This window comes from Phenylobacterium sp. (assembly GCF_004799395.1).
Classification (GTDB): Bacteria; Pseudomonadota; Alphaproteobacteria; order Caulobacterales; family Caulobacteraceae; genus Phenylobacterium.
Map to the genome: position 1 here is coordinate 1 of NZ_SSMZ01000201.1, position 23,864 is coordinate 23,864.

At 68.6% G+C, this 23,864-nt stretch carries 23 protein-coding genes; 15 read left to right on the plus strand and 8 right to left on the minus strand.

Annotation, left to right across the window (positions count from 1 at the left end; all coding sequences use genetic code 11):
• A partial coding sequence (locus tag E8A12_RS13040) for a hypothetical protein (protein ID WP_293369363.1) occupies positions 1-766 on the plus strand: 766 nt, incomplete at its 5' end.
• Positions 767-782: 16 nt separating this feature from the next.
• Here the strand turns inward: E8A12_RS13040 and E8A12_RS13045 are convergent.
• Positions 783-2,483 carry a class I adenylate-forming enzyme family protein gene (locus tag E8A12_RS13045; protein ID WP_293369365.1) on the minus strand — a complete coding sequence of 567 codons (1,701 nt, stop codon included), beginning with the start codon at positions 2,481-2,483 and terminating at the stop codon, positions 783-785.
• A gap of 122 nt (positions 2,484-2,605) precedes the next feature.
• Positions 2,606-2,977: a cupin domain-containing protein gene (locus E8A12_RS13050; protein ID WP_293369367.1), complete on the minus strand. Its 372-nt coding sequence runs from the start codon at positions 2,975-2,977 to the stop codon at positions 2,606-2,608.
• A gap of 56 nt (positions 2,978-3,033) precedes the next feature.
• On the opposite strand from E8A12_RS13050, the gene E8A12_RS13055 reads away from it, so the two are divergent.
• The 6 genes from E8A12_RS13055 (at position 3,034) to rnr (ending at position 10,840) form a co-directional block, all read left to right on the plus strand.
• On the plus strand, positions 3,034-3,336 hold the full coding sequence (locus E8A12_RS13055; protein WP_293369368.1) for an ArsR family transcriptional regulator: 303 nt from the start codon (positions 3,034-3,036) through the stop codon (positions 3,334-3,336).
• 50 nt (positions 3,337-3,386) lie between these two features.
• On the plus strand, positions 3,387-4,076 hold the full coding sequence (plsY, locus tag E8A12_RS13060) for a glycerol-3-phosphate 1-O-acyltransferase PlsY (protein WP_293369370.1): 690 nt from the start codon (positions 3,387-3,389) through the stop codon (positions 4,074-4,076).
• Between the two features lie 238 nt (positions 4,077-4,314).
• A complete protein-coding gene (locus E8A12_RS13065; RefSeq protein WP_293369372.1) occupies positions 4,315-4,593 on the plus strand; it encodes a hypothetical protein in 279 nt (92 codons plus the stop codon).
• A gap of 215 nt (positions 4,594-4,808) precedes the next feature.
• Positions 4,809-7,427, plus strand: coding sequence for a type I DNA topoisomerase (topA, locus tag E8A12_RS13070; RefSeq protein WP_293369374.1), 2,619 nt, complete (start codon positions 4,809-4,811; stop codon positions 7,425-7,427).
• An 18-nt stretch (positions 7,428-7,445) separates the two neighbouring features.
• Entirely contained in the window at positions 7,446-8,246 is an 801-nt protein-coding gene (locus E8A12_RS13075) for an alpha/beta fold hydrolase (protein WP_293369376.1), read from the plus strand.
• 170 nt (positions 8,247-8,416) lie between these two features.
• Positions 8,417-10,840, plus strand: coding sequence for a ribonuclease R (gene rnr / locus E8A12_RS13080; RefSeq protein WP_293369378.1), 2,424 nt, complete (start codon positions 8,417-8,419; stop codon positions 10,838-10,840).
• On the opposite strand, the gene E8A12_RS13085 is transcribed toward rnr, so the two are convergent.
• Positions 10,837-11,508 carry a TMEM175 family protein gene (locus E8A12_RS13085; RefSeq protein WP_293369380.1) on the minus strand — a complete coding sequence of 224 codons (672 nt, stop codon included), beginning with the start codon at positions 11,506-11,508 and terminating at the stop codon, positions 10,837-10,839. The genes rnr and E8A12_RS13085 overlap by 4 nt on opposite strands.
• Positions 11,509-11,605: 97 nt before the next feature.
• On the opposite strand from E8A12_RS13085, the gene E8A12_RS13090 reads away from it, so the two are divergent.
• From E8A12_RS13090 to E8A12_RS13105, 4 genes are all read left to right on the plus strand, one after another.
• Complete coding sequence (locus E8A12_RS13090) at positions 11,606-12,316, plus strand: NUDIX hydrolase (protein ID WP_293369382.1); 711 nt, start codon at positions 11,606-11,608, stop codon at positions 12,314-12,316.
• 65 nt (positions 12,317-12,381) lie between these two features.
• Positions 12,382-12,747: a GFA family protein gene (locus E8A12_RS13095; protein WP_293369384.1), complete on the plus strand. Its 366-nt coding sequence runs from the start codon at positions 12,382-12,384 to the stop codon at positions 12,745-12,747.
• Between the two features lie 130 nt (positions 12,748-12,877).
• Complete coding sequence (rpmG, locus tag E8A12_RS13100) at positions 12,878-13,045, plus strand: 50S ribosomal protein L33 (RefSeq protein ID WP_111458827.1); 168 nt, start codon at positions 12,878-12,880, stop codon at positions 13,043-13,045.
• Between the two features lie 88 nt (positions 13,046-13,133).
• Complete coding sequence (locus E8A12_RS13105; RefSeq protein ID WP_293369386.1) at positions 13,134-13,931, plus strand: phytanoyl-CoA dioxygenase family protein; 798 nt, start codon at positions 13,134-13,136, stop codon at positions 13,929-13,931.
• Here the strand turns inward: E8A12_RS13105 and E8A12_RS13110 are convergent.
• Positions 13,928-15,292 carry a PleD family two-component system response regulator gene (locus tag E8A12_RS13110; RefSeq protein ID WP_293369388.1) on the minus strand — a complete coding sequence of 455 codons (1,365 nt, stop codon included), beginning with the start codon at positions 15,290-15,292 and terminating at the stop codon, positions 13,928-13,930. The two genes, E8A12_RS13105 and E8A12_RS13110, sit on opposite strands and share 4 nt — an antisense overlap.
• A 3-nt stretch (positions 15,293-15,295) precedes the next feature.
• On the minus strand, positions 15,296-15,661 hold the full coding sequence (locus E8A12_RS13115) for a response regulator (RefSeq protein ID WP_293369390.1): 366 nt from the start codon (positions 15,659-15,661) through the stop codon (positions 15,296-15,298).
• A gap of 106 nt (positions 15,662-15,767) precedes the next feature.
• On the opposite strand from E8A12_RS13115, the gene E8A12_RS13120 reads away from it, so the two are divergent.
• The gene (locus E8A12_RS13120) at positions 15,768-16,424 is read left to right on the plus strand and encodes a hypothetical protein (RefSeq protein ID WP_293369392.1); all 657 of its coding nucleotides are present in this window, start codon (positions 15,768-15,770) and stop codon (positions 16,422-16,424) included.
• Here E8A12_RS13120 and E8A12_RS13125 read toward each other — a convergent pair.
• Positions 16,417-17,580: a cystathionine gamma-synthase gene (locus tag E8A12_RS13125; RefSeq protein ID WP_293369394.1), complete on the minus strand. Its 1,164-nt coding sequence runs from the start codon at positions 17,578-17,580 to the stop codon at positions 16,417-16,419. The two genes, E8A12_RS13120 and E8A12_RS13125, sit on opposite strands and share 8 nt — an antisense overlap.
• Before the next feature lie 28 nt (positions 17,581-17,608).
• Positions 17,609-19,021, minus strand: a complete 1,413-nt coding sequence (locus E8A12_RS13130) for a pyridoxal-phosphate dependent enzyme (protein ID WP_293369402.1) — start codon at positions 19,019-19,021, stop codon at positions 17,609-17,611.
• Positions 19,022-19,145: 124 nt separating this feature from the next.
• On the opposite strand from E8A12_RS13130, the gene E8A12_RS13135 reads away from it, so the two are divergent.
• Entirely contained in the window at positions 19,146-19,613 is a 468-nt protein-coding gene (locus tag E8A12_RS13135) for a hypothetical protein (protein ID WP_293369396.1), read from the plus strand.
• A 7-nt stretch (positions 19,614-19,620) separates the two neighbouring features.
• Here E8A12_RS13135 and E8A12_RS13140 read toward each other — a convergent pair whose 3' ends face one another.
• Positions 19,621-21,693 carry a M13 family metallopeptidase gene (locus E8A12_RS13140; protein WP_293369398.1) on the minus strand — a complete coding sequence of 691 codons (2,073 nt, stop codon included), beginning with the start codon at positions 21,691-21,693 and terminating at the stop codon, positions 19,621-19,623.
• 89 nt (positions 21,694-21,782) lie between these two features.
• Between E8A12_RS13140 and E8A12_RS13145 the strand changes: the two genes are divergently transcribed.
• Entirely contained in the window at positions 21,783-22,685 is a 903-nt protein-coding gene (locus E8A12_RS13145; RefSeq protein ID WP_293369404.1) for an ROK family protein, read from the plus strand.
• The coding region (locus E8A12_RS13150; RefSeq protein WP_293369400.1) for a DNA polymerase IV at positions 22,682-23,864 on the plus strand (1,183 nt) is incomplete at its 3' end. The genes E8A12_RS13145 and E8A12_RS13150, both read left to right, overlap by 4 nt.

Here is a 23,864-nt window from a genome sequence, read left to right on the forward strand (position 1 = left end):
GGCGTCGATGGACATCCTGCAGCTCGTCCGATCGCTGGAAGAATTCCTCTACGAGGCGATGACCTGGCTGCTGTTCTTCCCGCGCACCTTTTGGCGGGTGATCACGCGGCCGATGACGCTTGCGGCCGAGGCGGACGCCGAGCTGGGCGAAGGCCTGGAGCGGCAGTTCACCAACCTGATCAGCCCGCCGCTCTTCCTGATGATGTGCGTGCTGATCGCCCATATCTTCGAAGTCAGCATGCACCTGGGCGTGCGGAAGTTCAGCTCGCCGCTGGCCAAGGACATTTTCTCGTCCGATGCGCGCCTGCTGATCTTCCGTTCGGTGACCTTCAGCCTCTATCCGCTGCTGATGGCGCGCGGCACGCTGGTGCGCCAGGGCGTCGCGGTTGACCGCACGACCCTGCGCCGGCCGTTCTTCCTGCAGTGCTACCTGGCCGGTCCGCTGGCGCTGACGACATCCCTCTGCTTCGACATGCTGCGGGTGCCGGAGCCGCCCTGGGAGCTCAGCGGGACGCTGATCGGCCTGGCGGGCGGCCTCTGGTATCTGGCCGCCGAGGGCCAGTGGTTTCACGTGCGCGTGGGCGCGCCGCGCCTGCGGGCCTATTTCGTCGCCCTGAAGCTGATGCTGGGCGGGACCGCCTGCGGCTTCGTCATCGCGCTGGCGGTCTTCGCGCCCGACCTCAGCCGCTCGCTCCTCGCCGCCCGGGACAACACACCCATGGGCGCGGCGGTCTCGACCGTGCGGCGGATCGAGACGATGCCCTGAAGCGGCGGCCGGTCGGTCAGTGGGCCGCCGTGGTCTGCAAGCCTTCGCGAAGCTCGCGCTTGAGGAATTTGCCGCTGGCGTTGCGCGGCAGGGGCGCGTCGAGGATCCAGATGTAGCGAGGGATCTTGTGGCGGGCCATGATCGCCGCGCAGTGCTCGCGCAGTTCGGCGGCGCTCACCGCCTGGCCTGGCCGCATGACCACCGCAGCGCCGACTTCTTCGCCCAGCCGATCGTCGTGGACGCCGAAAACGCTGCATTCGGCGACGCCCGCGTGCTGGTGGATCACCGCCTCGACCTCGGCGCAGTAGATGTTCTCGCCGCCGCGCAGGACCATGTCCTTCTTGCGGTCGACCAGGAAGATGAACTGGTCCTCGTCGATGTAGGCCACGTCGCCGGTGTGCAGCCAGCCCTCGGTGATCGATTCCGCCGTCGCTTCCGGGCGGTTGATGTAGCCCTTGATCACCGCTGCGCCCTTGACCCACAGCTCGCCGGGCTGGCCCGGCCCCAAGGCCTCGCCGTCGTCGCCGACGATCTTGACCTCGAAGGTGGGCATGGCGCGTCCGCAGCTCGCCGGCTTGTCGACGAAGAAGTCGCCAGCCACCGCGGTGATGATCCCGCAGGTCTCGGTCATGCCGTAGCCGGTGTTGGGCCGGGCGGTGGCGACGGTCGAGTCGATCTTGGCGACCAGATCCGGCTGCAGCTGGGCGCCGCCGCCGCCGACGGTGAGCAGGCTGGAGGTGTCGTACTTGGCGAAGTCCGGATGGGTGACCAGCTCGCGCGACATCACCGGCACGCCGCTGACCGCGCTGACCCGCTCGCGGTCGATCAGTTCCAGGGCCGTCGTGGCGTCCCACCGGTACATCAGCACCATCTTGCCGCCCGCCGCGGTGGTCACGTAGGCCGCGCAGTTGTTGGCGGTGACGTGGAACAGCGGCGTGGTGATCAGGGTCACCGGGATCGGCGGCGGCGCATTCGGGTCGATGGCCACGCCGGTGGCGCGGGCCGTGGCCAGGTTCTGCACCTGGCCGGAGAACACCATGTTCATCAGGTTGGTCACGCAGCCCCGGTGGGTCAGCTGAGCGCCCTTCGGGAAGCCGGTGGTGCCGGAGGTGTAGAAGATGCAGGCGTCAGCGTCGGGATCGACCTCGACGGCCGGCAGATCGCCGCCGAAGGCGATCACGTCGGCCCACGCCACGGCGTTCGCGGGCAGGGTCTCGGCGCGCGCCGCCACCAACACCGCCTCGCCCAGCATGGCTGGCTGCTCGGCCAGACGCACGATCCGCTCGCCGTCGGCGAACAGCACCTTGGGCTTGGCGTCGCTGAGGCCATAGGCCATCTCGGCGGAGGTCCACCAGGCGTTCATGCCGACCACCGCGACGCCCAGGCAGACGGCGGCCCAGTAGATCAGCATCCATTCCGGATAGTTGCGCATGGCGATGGCGATCCGGTCGCCCGGCTTCACGCCTACACCCAGCATCCAGTTGGCGATCGAGGCGACTTGGGCGTGCGCCTGGGCGTAGGTGATCCGCTCGTCGCCATAGACCAGGTAGTCGCGGGGCCCGAAGGCGGCCGTGGAGAGCCACAGCGCACGGACACTGGGCGGCACGTTCTTGAAGCTGTGCAATCTGGCGCCGCGCACCTCGATCTCGCCGACCTCGAAGGGCGCCCCCGGCGCCGTGAGATCAGCCCAGGCCTGATTCAGTTCCGCGTAGTGCATCCTACCCTCTACTATGCTGCGCAACATCGCGCCGACGACCGTCTGCCGCGGCCTTAAGACGTCACATAGGCGAAGACAGGGCGCCGAAGGAAGCCACGACGCTACGGCAAGGCGACACGGGTTCAGTCGCCGGTCGGAATCACCCCGGATTTTTCAACCATCAGCACCACCGTGCGGCCCCGGGCGTGGGGGAAGTGCATGACGCCGCGCGGGATGGTGACGCCCTGCCCCGGCGCCAGGCTGACCATCCGGTCCTCCAGTTCGATGTCCAGATGACCCTCGACGACGTAGAAGAACTCGTCTTCCCCGTCATGCTTGTGCCAGTGAAAGTCGCCCTCCAGGACGCCCAGGCGGACGACGGCGTCGTTCACGGCGGTGAGCGTACGGTTCCACCACGGCTGCACGGCGGCGGCCGCGGCGGCCACGTCCATGTGCTCGCCGGCGGCGAACATCACCTCGGTGTCGATGTCGTAGCGGTCGTTCGGCTTGTCCACGATCGCGGCTCCCTCTAAGCAGAGGGCATCGTATTGGGACTTAGCCATTTGGCAATATGCCTATCGTCGACGCCCTGAAGGCGCTCGGAAACGACCGCCGTCTCCTGATCCTGGAGTGGCTGAAGGATCCCCGCGCCCATTTCCGCCCGCAGGTCGACGGCGACCTCGTGGACGACGGGGTCTGTGGCCTGCTGATCGCCGAGAAACTGGGGGTCAGCCAGCCGACGCTCAGCGAGCACATGCGCGTCCTGACCCAGGCTGAACTGGTGATCCCCAAGCGGATCAAGCAGTGGACCTTCTACCGCCGCAACGAAGCGGCCATTGCGGCCCTGAAGGCGACCTTCGCCGCCGAGGTCTAGGCGCCGGCAAGGCAGCCGGGGTACGACTCCCGGGCTTCGGGAGAGCGTCTATGTTCGAAGGCCTCACGACCATCCAGATCGCCGCCGCCGTCGTCGGCGGCTACCTCCTGGGCTCGATCCCCTTCGGGGTCATCGTCATGAAGGCCGCCGGCGCCGGCGATCCGCGCGCCATCGGCTCTGGGAACATTGGGGCGACCAATGTGCTGCGGAGCGGCCGGCGTGGCCTGGCGGCGCTGACCCTGCTGGGCGATGGCGGCAAGGGGGCGATGGCTGTGCTCATGGCCTGGCTGGCGACGCGCGGCGCCAGCGATGAAACGCAGGCGACGCTCACCGCGCTGGCGGGCGGCGCAGCCTTCGTGGGCCACCTGTTCCCGGTCTGGCTCGGCTTCAAGGGCGGCAAGGGCGTGGCGACCTACTTCGGAACCCTGATCGCGGCGGCGTGGCCGGTCGGCCTCCTGGCGGGCGCAACCTGGATCGCAATGGCGGCCCTGTTCCGCTACTCCTCCCTGGCGGCGCTCACGGCCGTGGCGCTTGGCGTCGCCTATTCAGCGCTGCTGTTCCACCGACCCCTGCCTGTGACGATCCTGGCCGCGGGCATGGCCCTGCTGGTTTACATCCGCCATGAGGCCAACATCCGCCGCCTGTTGAAGGGCGATGAGCCGCGCATTGGCGGATCCAAGACGGCGCAACCGCCAGCGGACAACCTCGGTCACAACGGCGGCCCGAAGCTTGAAAGCTAGGCCGACGAAGACGGCGACGACAGGAGCGGCTCATCGAAAGCATGAGTGAACTCTTCGAGGCCGAGCGGCGCGGTCATCGCGGAGCCGATGGAATTGGCGTTGGCCGGGCGTTGTGGGCTGTCGCCGGGGGCATGGCCTCGTCGGCTAACGCCGCAATCTCACCGCAAGGCGCGGAAATAATACGGGTAGGGACCGGGTCTAGGATGAAGACTCAAAAACCAAGTCGGAGACTATCTCTATGAAGCTCAGGATCGCCGTCACCCTCGCCGCGCTGGCCGTCGCCGGCGCCGCCATCGCCCAACCGCCGGGCGGCGGCCAAGCCCCCTCGCCCGAAATGCAGGCCGCCCGTCAAGCGATGATGCAAGCCTGCTCGTCCGACATGAAGACCCTCTGCGACGGCAAGACTGGCCGCGAGGCGATGATGTGCCTGCGCGACAGCGCCGACAAGATCAGCGCGCCCTGCAAGGACGCCATGTCGAAGATGCCGCGCCGCCCGCCGGCGCCCGCCGGCCAATAACCGACACACGTCTGACGTGACGGCCGGGCCGGCGCTCCGCAAGGGCGCCGGCCTATTCGTACCGGCCTCACGAAAAAAGGAGCCCCTTTAGGGGGCTCAGCGGACCGGCCTCGCAAGGGGCGTTGACAGCCCCTAGGCGCCGCCCCCACTTTCCGCGTCCTTTAGGCGGCCCGGACGCTGGGCCGACCGCAGCGGAACGCCAGAACCCCCCACGCATGAACCTCGTCGTCGTCGAGAGCCCGGCCAAGGCCAAGACCATCAACAAGTACCTGGGCTCGGACTACAAGGTCCTGGCGAGCGTCGGGCACGTCCGCGATCTGGTCGAGAAGGACGGATCCGTCCGCCCCGACGAAGACTTCGCCATGACCTGGGAAGTGGGCGCGCGCTCCACCAAGCCGCTGAACGAGATCATCGCGGCCGCCAAGGGCGCCGACAAGATCATCCTGGCCACCGACCCCGACCGCGAGGGCGAGGCGATTTCCTGGCACGTGCTGGAGGTCTTGCAGAAGAAGAAGGTCATCAAGGGCCAGATCGTCCAGCGGGTGGTGTTCAACGCCATCACCAAGTCGGCGGTCACCGAGGCCATGCTGGCGCCCCGCGACATCGACATGGAACTGGTGGACGCCTACCTGGCCCGCCGCGCGCTGGACTATCTGGTGGGCTTCACCCTCTCGCCCGTGCTGTGGCGCAAGCTGCCTGGCTCGCGCTCGGCCGGCCGCGTGCAGTCGGTGGCGCTGCGCCTGGTCGTCGATCGCGAGATCGAGATCGAGCTGTTCCGGACCCAGGAATACTGGACCGTGGAGGCCGACGTCTCAGCCGGCGGCGATCCGTTCCTGGCGCGTCTGACCAAGCACGAGGGCAAGCGCCTCACCAAGTTCGACCTGGCCAACGAGACCTCGGCCTTCGCCGCCCGGGACGCGGTCAAGGCGGCGACCCTGACCATCTCCGCGGTGGAAAAACGCCCGGCCAAGCGCTCACCGCCGCCGCCCTTCACCACCTCGACCCTGCAGCAGGAAGCCTCGCGCAAGCTCGGCTTCAACGCCCAGCGCACCATGCAGGCGGCGCAGCGGCTCTATGAAGGGGTCGACATCGGCGGCGAGACCGTGGGCCTGATCACCTACATGCGGACCGACGGCGTGCAGACCGCGCCCGAGGCGCTGGACGAGGCCCGGACGGTGATCGGCGGGCTCTATGGCCGCGACTACGTGCCGGACAAGCCCAGGATCTATTCCACCAAGGCCAAGAACGCCCAGGAGGCGCACGAGGCGATCCGCCCGACCAGCCTGGCGCGAAACCCCGGCAAGCTCCGGCTCGATCCCGATCTCGGCCGGCTCTACGAGCTGATCTGGAAGCGGATGATCGCCTCGCAGATGGAAAGCGCCCGAATCGAGCGCACGACCATCGACCTGGAGTCGAGCGACGGGAAGACGGCGCTGCGCGCCTCCGGCGACGTGACGCTCTTCGACGGCTATCTGGCCGTCTACGAGGAGGGCCGCGACGACCCTGAGGAAGAGGCTGTCTCCAAGCTGCCGCAGGTGACGCAAGGCGCCGCCGCCAAGACGCTGGCCGCCCGCGCCGACCAGCACTTCACCGAGCCGCCGCCCCGCTATTCGGAAGCCAGCCTGGTAAAGAAGATGGAGGAGCTCGGCATCGGGCGCCCCTCCACCTACGCCTCGGTCCTTACGGTGCTGCGCGACCGCGAATATGTGCGGATGGACAAGAACCGCTTCATTCCGGAGGACAAGGGCCGCCTGGTCACTATCTTCCTCGAGGAGTTCTTCCTTCGCTACGTGGAGTACGACTTCACCGCCGCTCTGGAGGAGAAGCTCGACCTGGTCTCGGCCGGCGAGCTGGACTGGAAGGTGCTGCTTCGGGAGTTCTGGACCGACTTCCATCCGAAGACCGAGGAAGTGCTGAAGGTCTCGACCCGCGAGGTGCTGGACGCGTTGGACGGCGCGCTCGCGACCTTCCTCTATCCGCCGAAGACCGATGGCTCCGACCCGCGCACCTGCCCGACCTGCAACGCCGGCCGGCTCAGCCTGAAGACCAGCCGCTTTGGGCCTTTCGTCGGCTGCTCGAACTATCCCGAATGCCGCTACACCCGGCCGATATCTGAGGCCGAGGACGGCGACAGCCCCTCCGGCGACCGCGAGCTGGGGGTCGATCCTGACACCGGCCTGACCGTCTTCCTGAAGTCCGGCCGCTTCGGCGCCTACGTCCAGCTTGGCGAGGGCGAGAAGCCCAAGCGGTCCAGCCTGCCAAAGGGCTGGTCGGCGCCCGACATGGACCTGGAAAAGGGCCTGCGCCTGCTGCGCCTGCCGCGCGAGGTGGGGCTGCACCCGGAGGACAACCAGCCGATCCTCGCCGGCATCGGCCGCTTCGGGCCCTTCGTGCTGCACGCCGGCACCTACGCCAACCTGACCGGCGCCGACGAGGTGTTCGAGGTGGGCCTGAACCGCGCCGTCGACCTCCTGGCGCAGAAGCGCGCCGGCGGCCGGCCCGGACGCGGCGAGACGGCGGCGCTGAAGGACCTGGGCGCCCATCCAGCGGACGGCGCGCCGGTCAAGGTGCTGTCCGGCCGCTACGGCCCTTACATCAAGCACGGCGCCGTCAACGCCAACGTGCCCCGCGGCACGGATCCGCAGAACGTGACGCTGGAGCAGGCGGTCCTGCTGTTGGCCGAACGCGCGGCCAAACCCTCCAGCGGCAAGAAGAAGCCGGCCAGGGCGGCGAAGGCCAAGGCGGCGCCCAAGGCCGCGGCGGCCAAGAAGGCGCCGGCGAAGAAGACAGCGGCCAAGAAGAAGCCGGCGGCGAAGAAGGCGGCCTCGGCCTAGCCTCTTTCGGGGGATTTGATGGCTTACGCTCAGGCCAACGGGGTCCGCATCTACTTCGAGCGCGCCGGAGCGGGCCCTCCCCTGCTGTTCATCTCCGGCACCGGCGGTGACCTGCGGATGAAGCCGAACGTCTTCGACGGGCCGCTGGCGAAGAGCTTTGACCTCCTGGCCTACGACCAGCGCGGGCTCGGCCAGACCGAGAAGCCGGACGTCCCCTATTCCATGGCCGACTACGCCGACGACGCGGCGGCGCTGATGGCCGACCAGGGCTGGAACGAGGCCCTGGTGATCGGCGCTTCGTTCGGCGGGATGGTGGCCCAGGAGTTGGCGCTGCGGCATCCCATGCGGGTGAAGCGCCTGGTGCTGGCCTGCACCTCGCCCGGCGGGGCCGGCGGCGCATCCTTCCCGTTCCACGAGATCGAGCACCTGACGGGCGAAGCACGCGCCAGGCACATGATCCCGATCAGCGACACGCGCCGTGACGAGCCCTGGGCGGCGGCGCATCCGGACCAGCACAGGCTCTTCGTCGCCATGGGCGCGGCCGACCCCTATGCCGACGAGCCCGGCCACGTCATGGGCGCGCGCCGCCAGTTGGCCGCCCGCAAGGATCACGACACCTGGGACCGGTTGCCTGGGATCGCCTGCCCGACCCTGATCGCCGCTGGCCGCTATGATGGCATCGCGCTCCCGGCCACCCAGGAGAAGATGGCCGCCCGCATTCCGGGCGCGGAGCTGACGTTCTTCGACGGCGGCCACATGTTCATGATCCAGGACCGTACCGCGATCCCGGCCATGGCGGCGTTCCTAAGCGAGGCCTGACGACGCCAGGGGTGCATTCTTAACCCCGAGCGCCTATATACGCCCTGCGCATCGCTGGCCGACCGGCCGCGACGACCGCCCTGCTCCGAAAATCAACAAGAGCCGCGCAGGGGTTCGCGCACCCCATTCCAATCCTCAAGACCACCTACGAAAGGTGCTAAGCACCCCTTATGCCTAAGACTCGCGCCCCTAAGGGCTCACGTTTCCAGAACAACCGCGCCGGCAAGCCTGCCAGCGGTGCTGCGGCCCCCACGGCCGCCAAATCCACTCCCAAATCCGCACCTCGCCCGCCGCGGGGCATCCCCGACCGCGACACCCTGTTGAAATACATCCGCGAAGGCGGCGAGACCGACAAGGCGACGCTGGCCAAGGTCTTCGGCCTGAAGGGCGAAGAGCGCCGGGCGCTGCGCCAGATGCTGCAGACCCTGCAGGAGGACGGCGCCTTGGCCAAGCGCGGCCGCCGCGGCTTCGCCGAGGTGGGCGCCCTGCCCGAAGTCGGCGTCGTCGACGTGATCGAGCGCGACGCCGACGGCGAACTCTACGTCAAACTGACCAAGGGCGAGGACGCCCCGCTGGTGGTCCTGGCCGCCAGCCGCAAGGACGACACCGGCCCCGCGCCGGGCATCGGCGACCGCCTGCTGGTCCGCTTCGTCACGCTGGAGAACGGTGAACACGAGGCGCGGCTCATCAAGGCGCTCGGCGCCGGCGGCCAGCGCATCCTGGGCGTCATCCGCAAGAGCCACCGCGAGGTGCGGGTCGAGCCGGTGGACCGCCGCTCCAAGGACAGCCTGCTGCTCACCGATCCCCAGGCGCAGGAACTGCGCGACGGCGACCTGGTGCTGGCCCAGGCGACCACGGCGGAAACCCGCTACGGCCCCAAGCGCGGCAAGCTCCTGGAGGTCATCGGACGCGAGGACGAGCCGCGCTCGGCCTCCCTGCTGGCGATCTACGCGCACGGCATCCCGACCGGCTTCTCCCCCGTCGCGGAGGCGGAGGCCGAGGCCGCCCAGCCACCGACCCTGGCCGGACGCGAGGACCTGCGCGACGTCCCCTTCATCACCATCGACCCGGCTGACGCCCGCGACCATGACGACGCCGTCTATGCGCAGCCTGACGACGACCCGAAGAACCCCGGCGGCTGGATCGTCTGGGTGGCCATCGCCGATGTCGCGGCCTATGTGCGGCCCAACTCGGCCCTCGACGAGACGGCGCGCGAGAAGGCCAACAGCGTCTATTTCCCCGACCGCGTGGAGCCCATGCTGCCGGAAGTGCTGTCCAACGGCCTCTGCAGCCTGCGTGAGGGCGAGAACCGCGCCTGCATGGCCGTGCGCATGGTCTTCGGCGCCGACGGCCGCAAACGCAGCCACAAGTTCGTCCGCGGCCTGATGCGCTCGGCCGCCAAGCTGTCCTACGAACAGGCCCAGGCCTGCGCCGACGGCCAGCCCGACGACAAGACCGGCCCGATCGCCAAATCGATCATCCAGCCGCTCTACGCGGCCTACGCGGTGCTGAAGAAGGGCCGCGACATCCGCTCGCCCCTGGCCATCGAAAGCGCCGAGCGCCGCATCGTCATCGATCGCGAGGGCGAGGTCGCCTCGATCACGCCGCGCGCCAGCCTCGAAGCCCACAAGCTGATCGAGGAGATGATGATCCAGGCCAACGTCTCGGCCGCCGAGACGCTGGAAGCCAAGCGCATACCGCTGATCTACCGCATCCACGACACGCCGAGCGCCGAGAAGGTCCAGGCCCTGGTCGACTTCCTGCAGACGCTCGACATCGCCTGGTCGAAGGGCGAGGCGCCGCGCACCGACCGGTTCAACAAGCTGCTGGACGAAACGCGGGGCACGCCCAACGGCGACATCGTCAATGAGGTGGTCCTGCGCACCCAGATGCAGGCGATCTATTCGACGGAGAACATCGGCCACTTCGGCCTGAACCTGGCCAAGTACGCCCACTTCACCTCGCCGATCCGCCGCTACGCCGACCTGATCGTCCACCGCGGGCTGATTTCAGCCCTGGGTCTGGGCGCCGACGGTCTTTCGGACCGCGACATCCAGAAGATGAAGGACACCGCCGAGAGCATCACCTTCGCCGAGCGCCGGGCCATGGCCGCCGAGCGCGACGCCACCGACCGCTATGTGGCCGCGTTCCTGGCCGATCGCGTCGGCGCGGAGTTCCCCGGCCGGATCACCGGCGTCACCCGCTTTGGCCTGTTCGTGCGGCTGGACGAGACCGGCGCGGACGGCCTCGTGCCGGTGTCGAAGCTCGGCGGCGAATACTTCGTCCACGACGACCGCTCCCACGCCCTGGTGGGCGAACGCACCGGCGCGCGCTGGCCCCTGGGCATGCCGGTGACGGTCAAGCTGGTGGAAGCCACCCCGATAACCGGCGGCCTGCTCTTCGGCATGGTCAGCGAGCCGGCCGCCCCGGATCCGACGGCCCCGCGGCCGAGGCTCGGCATGCGGGCGCGCGGCGACAATCGTCCCGGAAGCGGCGGCCCCAAGCCGCCTGGCGGCTTCAGGGGCCCGAAGCGCGGGCCTCAAGGCCGGCCGAAGAACATCCGCGCCGGCAAGAAGGGCGGGCCGCGGCGCTAGGCCAGGCGGCTGGCCTGGGCCGGCTTCGGCTTCGGCTTCAGGAGCCGGCCGTAGACGATGATCTGCACCGGGATCAGCACGAAGCTGAACTGTGACAGGTGCAGATGGCCAATGAACAACAGCACCATGCCAGCGCCGAAGGCGACCCCAGGGCTGATGGCGCGCGCGGCCCGGTAGAGGCGTTCGCGCCCGGTGATGCCGCCCATCAGCCGGCCGCGGTCCCGCGTGACGGCCAGGACCAGGGCCAGGTTTCCCAGTGAGCTGGCCATCATGATCCCGCAGTACATCCCCCAGGGAAACGGCGCGTTGAGGTCACGTCCCCACCAGGCTGTGGCGAACGGGATCAGGCAGACCGGGAACATGAAGACCAGGTTGGCGACCGCCGTCAGCCAGTCGAAACGGCGCAGACGCCGCGTCGTCGCCAGGTGTGCGATCCAGAACACCGCGATCACCAGGAAACTCATGATCAGCGCGAAGAAGTGGCTGACCATGCTCTGCAGCGCGTCTTGATTGCCGGCCGGGCTCGTGAACGTCGGCGGCCTGAGGTCGAGGATCATCAGGGTCATGACGATGGCGAAGACCGCGTCGGTGAAGAAGATCACCCGGTTCAGCAACCGCTCGTCGATCGTTTCGTACTTGGTGACATTGCTGTCGCCGCTGTCGCTCATGATCGTCTTCCCCCACCCAGTGGCATGATGGCGCGGCTGGCCGGCTTCCGCGAAGGCGCCCTTCCCTCCGCCCCGGCGCTGGCCATACAGTTGTTTGATGAGTGAACCTGAGACCGTCTTCCGCAAGCCCGAGGGCCCGCCGCGGGTCCCCGGCGCCCGCGCCGTGCGCCCGAAGAACGCCGCCACGGTGATGATCGTCCGCCGCGACGCCAAGAAGCCGCGCGTGCTGATGGGCAAGCGGCATTCGGGCCACAGCTTCATGCCGGACCGCTGGGTATTCCCCGGCGGGCGGATCGACCGGTCCGACTACCGCGCCCCGGCCGCCACCGAAATGAAGCCCGAGGTCGCCGCCCTGTTCGACGCCTACCTGCCCGCCGGGCGCGGACGCGCGCTCGCCGCCGCGGCCGTGCGTGAGACCTGGGAGGAGACGGGCCTGCTGCTGGCCCAGCCCTCGCCCGTGCGCCCAGCCGTCGGCCCCTGGCGCGATTTCACCGCCCAGGGCGCGCTGGCCGACCTCGCCGCCGTGGACGTGATCGCCCGCGCCATCACCCCGCCCAGCGTCGGCAAGCGCTTCGACACCTGGTTCCTGCTGGCCGACGCCGGGCGGCTGATGAGCCTCGACCGCCAGCCCGACTGCGGCGAGCTGGAAGAGATCGCCTGGGTCGACTTCGACGAGGCCCAGACCCTGCCGCTGCCCACCGTCACCCGCATGATGCTGAAGGAGGCTGTCCTGCGGATGGAAGATCCCAGCCGACCCAAGCCCTTCATGCGCTTTCGCCAGGGCGCCATGCGGCCCGATCGGCTCTAGGGCCTGACTGCCGACACACGGCTGTCAGCATGGCCGTGGAAGAAGGCGTCAAAGGGAGACACGCCATGGCCATTCAGGGCAGCTGCCACTGCGGGGCGACAAAGTTCGAATGCGATGCGGCGCCGGAGACGGTGACCCGCTGCACCTGCTCCTTCTGCTCGAAGCGCGGGGTGCTGTGGGCCTACTACACGCCCGACCAATTCCGCGTCCTGGGGCCGGACCAGGACGCCACCTACCGCTGGCAGACCAGGACCGTGGCGCACCACTATTGCCAGATCTGCGGCTGCGGGACCTTCAGCCTGTCGCCCGACTGGTCGACCGGCCAGGCCGACTTCAGCAAGCTCAAGGTGGGCGTCAGCGCCCATCTGTTCGACGATTTCGACCTGCAGGTCGTGCCGGTGGTGGTGGTCGACGGCAAGAACCAATGGTGAGCGCGACAGGCGATGCGTCAGCTCACCATTGACTTTAGGCCGCGGATTCGTATTTTCCGCGGCTCTTCGAACACCCGCCGCCGGCCCCCTTCCTCAAGAATGGCCGTCCGGCCCCGCCCAAGGACATGCCATGGCGAAGCCCGCCTCCATCAAGATCCGCCTGAACTCCTCGGCGGACACCGGCTTCTTCTACGTCACCAAGAAGAACGCCCGCACCAAGACCGACAAGCTGGTCATGAAGAAGTACGATCCGGTCGTGCGCAAACACGTGGAATTCCGCGAAGGCAAGATCAAGTAGCCATCGCACTCCACGGATTTGCAGCGAAAACGCCCGGGTCAGCCCCGGGCGTTTTTCGTTTCGGGCGCTCCCGCAGGGAGGCATCCAGTTGCAGGGACTATCGCCCGATCAGCGCCGCCGCTTCGACGAGCATGGACTCGTGCGGCTTGACGGCCTGATCGCGCGCGACACCGCCGAGGCCATGGCCGATCGGCTCTGGCGCGAGCTGGCGCGCAAGCACGACATCCGCCGGGGAGATCCGGCCAGTTGGCGCAAGGAGCGGCCGGCGCAGTTCGGGGCGTTCCAGAAGACCGGAGCGTTCAACGCCATGGCGACGCCAGAACTGCGGGCGGTCGTGGACAGCCTGATCGGCGCCGACGCCTGGACCGACCCCGGCGGCTGGGGCCTGCCGCTGGTGGCTTTCCCGACCAAGGTCGGCCCCTGGGTGCTGCCTCACAAGATCTGGCACCTCGACCTGACGCCCGAGCCCAGGCATCCCGGCCTCATGGTGGGCCGCGTGTTTGTTCTGCTTGCGCCGATCCGACCGCAGGGCGGCGCCACCCTGGTGGCGACCGGCTCGCATCGGGTCGTCGAGGCCCTCGCCGCGCGACGCGGCGGCCGAATGAGCTCCCTGGAGGTGCGCCAGGCCCTCGTGCGCGACCACGCCTGGTTCGCCGACCTGATGTCCCCGCCGAGCGAGGGCGAGGACCGCATTGCCAGGTTCATGGGCTTGCCGACGCTCGCAAACGGCGTCCCGCTGCAGGTCGAGGAGATCACCGGCGAGCCGGGCGACGTCTTCCTGATGCACCCGCACGCCTTGCACGGTCTGTCCGATAATGTGCTGGAGACGCCGCGACTGGCCCTGACGCAGACGATCTATCCAAAGGCCTGGGCAGGCGCCTACTAGGCCGCCTTGGCGATGACGCGGTTTCGGCCATGCGCCTTGGCCTCGTACATGGCCTCGTCGGCGCGGCGGATCAGCTTGGCCTGGTTGTCGGTGGGCAGGCTGGCGGCCACGCCGATGGAGATGGTGACGGTCAGCAGCTCCTCGCCATCCAGCACCCGGAAGGGCGAGCCGGCCACATGCAGGCGGATGCGCTCGGCGATCCGGTGCGCATCCATCAGTTCGGTCTCCGGCATCACCACAACGAACTCCTCGCCGCCGAAGCGGACCGGCAGATCGATGGCGCGCACGTTGGAGGCCAGGCGCACGGCGAACTCGCGCAGCACCTCGTCGCCGACCCCGTGACCGAAGCTGTCGTTGATTTTCTTGAAGTGGTCGATGTCGATGACCAGCAGGGCCACCGGATCGCCGCCGCCGACCACCGCGCGGCGCACCAGGGCGTCGAGCTGGCTTTCCATGTAGCGGCGGTTGTGCAGGCCGGTGAGCTGGTCGGTGACCGCCAGCTCCAGCGACAGGTCGAGGTTCTCGCGCAGGTAATCGGTGTAGCGCTTGCGGCGGATCTGGGTCTTCACCCGCGCGGCCATCTCCTGCGGATCGATCGGCCGCGGCAGCACGTCGTTGACGCCGATTTCCAGCGCCTTCACCAGCCGCGGACGCTCGTCGAAGTCGACGATGGCCAGGATCGGGATGTTGCGGGTGATCTCGTCCGAACGGATCTGCGCGGCGAAGCGCAGGCCGTCGAAGCCCTTGGCCGCCGTATTGACGATGATCAGGTCGACGGGGCCGCGGGCGGCCAGCAGGGCGTTCTCAGGGCTGCTCTCGACCACCGGGCGATGCTCGATCGCCAGCTCGGCGCAGACCCGTTCGGCCTGGCGGGCATGGTCGTCGACGATAAGGATGCGCCCGCCCGTCCCGCCGAGTCGCGAAGCGACGCCGGCGATCACGCCCATGCGCCGGCCCGAGGCTTCGCGCTGGCGCAGTTCGTCAATCACCGACTTCAGCCGGGTCAGGCTGCGCACACGGGCGAACAGCAGGACGTCGTCGATGGGCTTGGTCAGGAAGTCGTCGGCGCCGGCCTCCAGCCCCGCCACGCGGTCGGCGCGCCCGTCCAGCGCGGTCAGAAGGACCACCGGGATATGGCGGGTCTCGACGTCGTCCTTCAGCCGCCGGCAGACGGTGAAGCCGTCCATGCCGGGCATCATCACGTCCAGCAGGACGATGTCGGGCTTCTCGGAGGCGGCGATGGCCAGCGCGGTCGGGCCGTCCGGCGCGGTCAGCACCTCATAGTACTCGGCCTCGAGCTTCGCCTGTAGCAGGCGAACATTGGCCTCGATATCGTCAACCACCAGGATACGCGCAGTCATGGGTCAGCCCATCAGGCGACGGATAGTTTCAAGGAAATGTACGACCGAGATGGGCTTTGAGATGTAGGCCTCGCAGCCGCCCTCCCGGATCCGCTCCTCGTCGCCCTTCATGGCGAAGGCGGTGACCGCCACCACCGGAATCCAGGCGAGCTCCTCGTCTTCCTTCAGCCACTTGGTGACCTCCAGGCCGGAGATCTCCGGCAGCTGGATATCCATTAGGATCAGGTCGGGGCGATGCTCACGGGCCAGCGCCAACGCCTGGAGACCCTCACGGGTCTGCAGCGTCTCGTAGCCCTGGGCGTCGAGCAGATCATGAAACAGCTTCATGTTCAGCTCGTTATCCTCGACGATGAGGACCTTCTTGGCCATTTAGGACCCGGCTCTGTTTTCGTGGATGCCGCGCAGCGCGGAATTCCCCACCCTCACCTGTACATCCCATGGATATCCTTAAACTTCGTTAGCCTAAGGAGATCGGGTGGCTGAGGCCTCCGCCAAGTTGAGCGTCCCGACGCTGGAAAGCCTGGGCCTGGCGAGGGACCGGCCGCTGGTGATCGTCGATGTTGACGAGGTGCTGGGTCTGTTCATGAAGGGCTTCGGGGCCTTCGTGGCCGAGCGGGGCTATGAGCTGCGGTTCGAGCGCTTCGCCCTGTTCCAGAACCTGTTCCAGCCGGGCGCCAGCGAGCACCTGGACATCGTCGAGGGCCGTAAACTGTTCGACGAGTTCTTCCGCACCGGCTGCGGCGAGATCGAACCGGCGCCCGGCGCGGTGGCGGCGTTGCGCAGGCTGAAACCCCGGGCGGAGCTTCTGATCCTCTCCAACGCCCCCGCCGAGGCCGAACGCCTGCGCGGCGAATGGCTGAAACGCCACGGCCTGCCGCCGGTGCTGATCCTGTCGAGCGGTCCCAAAGGCCCGATCACCGCCGGCCTGGTGGCCCAGACCAACGCCAAGAGCGCCTTCATCGACGACCTGCTCCCCAACCTCGACTCGGTGGCCGAACATTCGCCGCGGACCGCGACCTTTCAGCACGTGGCCGACCTGCGCCTGCGCCCGCTGGCGCCACGCTCCGAACGTCACCCGCGCATCGACGACTGGCGCGAGCTGGGCGAGGCGATCGAGGCGGCGATCAGCTGAGCGCCCGCTCCAGGTCGGTGATCAGGTCGCCGACGTTTTCGACGCCGACGGAGAGGCGGACCAGGGCGTCGGAGATGCCCAGCTCCTCGCGGACGTGCGGCGGGATCGAGGCGTGGGTCATGATCGCCGGATGCTCGATCAGGCTTTCGACCCCGCCCAGGCTCTCGGCCAGGGTGAAGAGCTCGGTGCGCTCCAGCATCCGCCGGGCTGCGGCGAGATCGCCCTTGAGGATCACGGTGATCATGCCGCCGAAGCCATGCATCTGGCGCTTGGCGAGATCGTGCTGCGGATGGGATTTGAGGCCGGGGTAGATCACCTTCTCCACCGCCGGATGCTTTTCGAGGCGTTCGGCGATGGCGGCGGCGTTGGCGCAGTGGCGCTCCATGCGCAGGGCGAGCGTCTTCACGCCGCGCAAGGCCAGGAAGCTGTCGAAGGGGCCCGCCACGGCGCCCACGGCGTTCTGCAGGAAGGTCATCCGGTCGGCGACCTCGCCCTCGGCGCCCGCCACAACGATGCCGCCCACCACGTCGGAGTGGCCGTTCAGGTACTTGGTGGTCGAGTGCATCACCAGATCGAAGCCGTGTTCCAGCGGCCGCTGGCAGTAGGGACTGGCGAAGGTGTTGTCGGCGGCGATCATCACGCCGCACCGCTTGGCCAGCGCGGCGAGCGCATCGAGGTCGGCCAGTCGCAGCATGGGGTTGGTCGGCGTCTCGACCCAGATCAGCCGGGTCTTGGGCCCGATGGCGGCCTCGACAGCGGCCACATCGGCCAGGTCCACGAAGCTGAACGTCAGGCCGGCCGACTTGGAGCGCACCTTGTCGAACAGACGGAAACTGCCGCCGTAGAGGTCGGACGAGGCGATGACGTGGTCGCCGGCCGCCAGCATGTCGAGGATCGTGGCGATGGCGGCCAGGCCGGAGGCGAAGGCGTAGCCCTTCACCCCGCTCTCCAGGTCGGCCACGCAGCGTTCGAAGGCGAAGCGGGTCGGATTGTGGCTGCGGGAATATTCGAAGCCCTTGTGCACGCCGGGGCTTTCCTGGGCGTAGGTCGAGGTGGCGTAGATCGGGACCATGACCGCCCCGGTCGACGGATCCGGATGCTGGCCGGCATGGATGGCGCGCGTCTCGAACGCCAGCCGATTGGAACCGTCGGTCATGGGATCTCCGGTTTTGCCGCAGCCCGCGTCAGGCGCGGCGCAGGTGGTTGATCAGGTCGACCCGGGTGATCAGGCCCAGGAACTCGCGCCCGTCGAGCACGATGGCCACCTCATCGCGTTCGAAGATGGGGATCAGCGCGTCCAGAGGCTCGTGCGCCTGCAGGGTGTTGAGCTTGGCCACCATAGCGGTGGCGACGCGATCGCTGAACCGATCGGGCCCGCCCTCGACCGCGGCCAGCAGATCGCTCTCGTCGAGCAGGCCGATCAGCCGGCCGTCGTCCAGCACCGGCAGCTGGCTGACGTCGGCGGTGCGCATGCGCTTGTAGGCGGTGTCGAGCGTATCGTCGGGACCCACGGTCTCCGCGCCGCCCTGCTGGGCGTTGCGGGCGACGAGGTCGCGCAGCGCCCCAGTGATCGGCCGGTCCGTAAGCCCCTGGTCGGCCAGCCAATGGTCGTTGAAGACCTTGGACAGGTACTTGTTGCCGCTGTCGCAAACGAAGGTCGCCACCCGCTTGGGCGTCGTCTGGGCCTGGCAGTAGCGCAGCGCCGCCGCCAGCAGGGTGCCGCTGGACGAGCCGCCCAGGACGCCGGCCCTCGACAGCAGGTCGCGGGCGGCGTTGACGCTCTCGCGGTCGGTCACCGAATAGGCGGCGCCCTTCTTGAGCAGCGACAGGTCGCAGTTGTCGGGCACGAAGTCCTCGCCGATGCCCTCGACGATCCAGGAGCCGGCCTCGACCTTCTCGTTGCGGTTGACCAGCGGTTCGAGCACCGAGCCGGCCGGGTCGGCCAGGATCATTTCGGTCTTGGGGCTGACGCGCCGGAAATAGTGGCCCAGTCCGGTGAGCGTGCCGCCTGAGCCGACGCCCACGACGATGGCGTCCACGTCGCCCTCAAGCTGTTCGAACAGCTCCGGCCCGGTGGTGGTCTCGTGGGCCTTGGGGTTCGCGGGGTTGCAGAACTGGTTCATGTAGACCGCGCCCGGCATGTCCGAGGCGAGCCGCTGGGCGATGTCCTGATAGTAGTCCGGATGGCCCTTGCCCACGTCGCTGCGGGTGATGCGGACGTCGACGCCCAGGCCGCGCAGGTGCTGGATCTTCTCGCGGGCCATCTTGTCCGGCACCACCAGCACCAGCTTGTAGCCCTTCAGGATGCCCACCTGGGCCAGGCCGAGGCCCGTGTTGCCCGCCGTGGCCTCGATGATCACGCCGCCGGGCTTCAGCCGGCCGTCTGCTTCCGCGGCTTCGATCATGGTGCGCGCGATACGGTCCTTGATCGAACCGCCGGGATTGGCGCTCTCCAGCTTTGTGAAGAGGCGGCACGGACCGCAATCGAACATGCCGGTCAGCTCCAGCACCGGTGTGCGGCCGATCAGGTCCAAGGCCGAGGTCACTGGGGCGGGCGCGTGGGTGTCGGGCGCAGTGGTCTTGGCGGCGGGGATCATCGGGAAACCGACTCCGTGCGAAGGGCTCATCACTACCCCACCTGGGCGCAACGCAACATCCTTGCCCGGAGATGCGGGCGCGAGCGGCTGTTCCTCACCGGCCCTGAGGTGCTAGGGCACGCCCATGTCCATCAACATCCAGATCTGGATCGAAATCTCTCACCAGGCGGCGCACCGCGCCGGCGGCTGGGCCTATGTCCTCAGCGAAGGCAGTTCTCGGCTGGGGGCGGCGGGCGGGGACCGCAGCGTCGCAGCCGAGCGTATCGCGCTCTCAGCCTTGGTTGCGGCCGTGACGGCTGCGCCGGCCGGCGCGAACGTCGAGGTGCGCAGCGCCAGTCCCGCGGTCTTGGCGGCCGCAAGGCGGCTTAACCCCGGCGCGGAGCCGCCGGAGGAAGACCTCGAACTCTGGGCGCCGCTCTCCGCGGCGCTGGCGGCGCGCACGGTGCGCTTCGCGGCCGCCGCCAATGAGCCCCGCTCACCAAGCGCCTTCGCGCTCGCCTGGGCCGAGCTGGCCCGCGACAAGGGCAAGACCGCTCCGTTCCGCGCGGTCATCCCCAAGGCCAACCTGGCGAAGGCCGGGGTCCCGGCCTGACGCCAGCTCACCAGATCCGCACCCGCTCGGCGGGGGCCAGGTAGAGCTTTTCGCCGAGCCTGGCGCCGAAGGCCGCGTACCAGGCGTCCATGTTGCGGACCGTGTCGGCGCGGTACTCCTCCGGCGCGTGGCCGTCGGTGACGATCGCCTGGCGCAGGGCCGCCTCGCGCCGGGTCTCCCGCCAGCTCTGCGAGAAGGCCAAGAAGAACTGCTGGTCGCCGCTGAAGCCCTGCTGGGCGGGGCCCTCCTTGCCTGCGTTGGCCAAACGATAGGCGTCATAGGCGGCGTTGAGCCCGGCGATATCGGCGATGTTCTCCGACAGGATCTGCTCGCCGTTCAGCGCCAGGTCCGGGAACGGATGGTACTTGGAATATTGCTCGGCCAGCGCCTTGCCCGAAGCTTGGAAGTGGGCGAGGTCCGAGGGTGTCCACCAGTTCTTCAGCGCCCCGTCGGCGTTGAACATGGCGCCCTGGTCGTCAAAGCTGTGGCTGATCTCGTGGCCGATGGTGGCCCCGGTCGCCCCCAGGTTCATCGCCACCGGATTGCGCGGATCGAAATAGGGTGCCTGCAGGATCGCGGCCGGGAAGTTCAGCGCATTGCGCACCGGGAGATTCACCGCGTTGACCAGCTGCGGCGTCATCGCCCATTCGCCGCGGTCCACCGGCTTGCCGAACTTGGCGAGGTTGCGGCGGTACTCGAAGAGCTCGGCCCGCTGGGCGTTGCCGAGCGCGTCGCCGGGCACGATCTTCAGCGTCGAATAGTCGATCCAGTGGTCGGGGTAGCCGACGCCCACCTTGAGGGTCGAAAGCTTGCGCTCCGCCTCCTTCTTGGTGGCTGGCGCCATCCAGTCGAGCTTTTCGATGCGGACCCGGAATGCGGCGATCAGGTCGCCAACCATGGCCTGCACCTTGGCCTTCGATTCCGGCGGGAAGTATTTGGCCGCGTAGAGTTTTCCGACTGCCATGCCCAGTGCGTTGTTGGTGGAGTTCACCGCCCGCTTCCAGCGCGCCTGCTGCTGCGGCGTGCCGGAGAGAGTCGTGCCGTAGAAGGCGAACCGCTCGTCGGAGAAGGCTTTGGGCAGGACGCCGGAGTAGTGGTTGATCTGCTGGTAGGCCAGGTAGCTTTTCCAGACGCCAAGCGGCTGGCTGGCCACCAGCGCGCTTTCGCCCGCCGTGGCCTTGGGGTGCCAGACGATGAACCGCGGCCGCTTCTCCAGCCCGGCGGCGGTGAAGAAGGCCGTCCAGTCGAGGCCCGGCGCTTTCCTGGCGAAGTCGGTCCGCGTCCAGGGATTGTTGGCCTTCAGCACGTCCTCGGACTCCACCCGCGGCGCATGGGCCTGAGCGATCTTGAGCTCCAGATCGTAGACCGCCTGCGCCTCGGCCTGCGCGTCCTTGTGACCGGCGAGTTCCAGCACCTTGGCGATGTGGGCCTTATAGGCCGCGCGGATCTTTTCCATCCGCGGGGTGGCCGACAGGTAGTAGTCGCGGTCGGGCATGCCGAGACCGCCCTGCAGCAGATAGGGCGCGTAGCGCCGGGTGTCGTTGAGGTCCTGCTCGACCCACAGCCCGAACAGGTGGTCGGTGTAGAAGTTGGTGGAGTTGAGCGCGTCGACGTCAGCGCGCAGCTCGCGCCCAAATTCGCCGGCCAGAGCCTTCTTGTCCTTGATGGCGGCGATGCGGCTGAGCGTCGGCTGCAGCGGCTTCAGGCCTAGGGACTCGATCTTCGCCTCGTCCAGGTAGCTCGCGTAGTAGTCGCCGATCTTGCGCGCCTCGGTTCCCGGCGCGGCCTTGGCGGCAGTCTGGATCAGGTCCTGCGTGCGGCGGTTGGTGAGCTCGGTCAGGTCCGCGCCAATGCCCCAGCCCGAGCGGTCCGGCGGGATCTCGGTCGTCGCGAGCCAGTGGCCGTTGGCGTAGCGGAAGAAGTCGTCGCCAGGCTTCACCGCCTTGTCCATGCCGGCCAAGTCGAGCCCCGGAGGATAGGTGTTGGCGAGGTCCTGGGCGGAGGGTGTCTGCGCCATGGCGGCGGAGGCCGCGACAGCGAGCGCGGCGCCGAGCGCCAGCAGGTTCTGCGAAGGTTTCATGGCGCGCAACCTAGCGCCTCGGGGTGCGGTGTCCACGGGCCCGAAGTCTTCGCTTCAGCGGGAGAACGGGAGAGGTGTACCAACGCCGGATGATCCGGATCGGCGTTGACTTCGGCGGCACCAAGATCGAGGCGGCGGCGCTGGATGCGCAGGGCCGCTTCCAGGCGCGCGTGCGCGCGGCCTCGCCGGGAAGCTATGAGGCCAGTCTCGAGACCGTGCGCGACCTGATCGCCGAAGCCGAGCGGCAGGCGGGTGTAGCGGGCGCCAGCATCGGAGTGGGTATTCCCGGGTCTCCCTCGCCGGTCACCGGCCTGGTTCGCAACGCCAACACCACGCACCTCAACGGCCAGCCGTTGCAGCCGGACCTTGAGCGGGTGCTGGGCCGGCCGGTGCGGCTGGCCAACGACGCCAACTGCCTGGCCCTGTCGGAGGCGACGGATGGCGCGGGCGCCGACTTCGACGTGGTCTTCGGCGTGATCCTCGGCACCGGCTGCGGCGCAGGGCTAACGGTCGGGCGGCGGGTGATCGCCGGACACAACGGCATCGCCGGCGAATGGGGTCACACGCCCCTGCCCTGGCCGCGGCCGGACGAACTTCCGGGGCCCGGATGTTTCTGCGGTCGGCTGAATTGCCTGGAGAACTGGATCAGCGGCCCCGGATTCGCCCGAGCGCACGGGACCGGCGAAGACGCCCGCCAGATCGCGGCCGCCGCCATGGCCGAGGAGCCTGCGGCCGTCGCCTCTCTGGACGACTATGTGGATCGGCTGGCCCGCGGCCTGGCGGTCATCGGCGACATCCTCGATCCCGACGTGATCGTCCTGGGCGGCGGCATGTCCAATGTGGAGGCGCTATACGAGCGGGTCCCCGACACGATCGGGCTCTATACCTTCTCCAACGTGTTCACGACGCCGGTCCGCAAGGCCGTCCACGGCGACTCCTCTGGCGTTCGCGGCGCGGCGTGGCTCTGGCCTTTGGAAGGCTCCGGGCCATGAAGGCCTTCTGCCGCGACTGCTTCTGGCACGGCGAAGACCCGGTCCGGCGCTGCCCGGCCTGCGCCTCGCCCCGGATCGTGGCGCACGAAGAGCTGGGCGACCTGGCCATCGCCCACATGGACTGCGACGCCTTCTACGCCTCCGTGGAGAAGCGCGACCGGCCGGAGCTTCGCGACCAGGCAGTGATCGTCGGCGGCGGCAAGCGCGGCGTGGTCACCACCTGCTGCTACATCGCCCGCATCAAGGGCGTGCGTTCGGCGATGCCGATGTTCAAGGCGCTGCAGCTCTGCCCCGAGGCGGTGGTCATCAAGCCGGACTTCAGCAAGTACCGGGCCGCGAGCCGCCAGATTCTGGGCATGGCAGGCCAGCTCACCCCGCTCATCCAGAACCTCTCCCTCGACGAGGCGTGGATGGACCTTTCCGGCACCACGCGACTGCACGGCGCGCCGCCCGCGATCACGCTCGCCAGGCTACAGGCGCGCATCGAGGCGCAGACGGGGCTTACGGTTTCGATAGGGCTCGCGCCCAACAAGTTCCTGGCCAAGGTCGCCTCTGACCTCGACAAGCCTCGCGGCTTTTCAGTGATCGGCTCCGAGGCCCAGGCGTTCCTGGCCCCAAAGCCCGTCGGCATCCTGCCTGGCGTCGGGCCCGCCATGGTCGCCAGCCTGGACAAGGCCGGGTTCCGCACCGTCGGCGATCTGGCCCGCGCCGACCTCAAGGCGCTGGCGGAACGGTTCGGCAGCCATGGTCTGCGCCTCTCGCGTCTGGCGCACGGCCAGGACAGCCGCCCGGTGAATCCCAGCGAGGAACGCAAGGGCATCAGCGCCGAGACGACGTTCAACGAAGACCTGTCGGCGCTCGGCGATCTCGAGGACGTGCTGGCGGAGCTGTCGGAGAAGGTCGCCCGTCACGCCCGCGCCGACGGTCTGGCCGGCCGCGTGGTCACCCTGAAGCTGCGGACCACCGATTTCCGCATCCATACGCGCCGCCGCACCATCCCGGTGCCGACCCAGACCGCCAAGACCCTGTTCGCCGTGGGCCGTGAGCTCCTGGCCAAGGAGGCGACGGGCCGGCCCTACCGGCTGATCGGCGTCGGCCTGGCCGAACTCGTCGAGGCCGAGGCGGTCGAGGACGATTTCTTCGCCGGCGACGAGCGCCGCGCCCTGGCCGGAGAGAAGA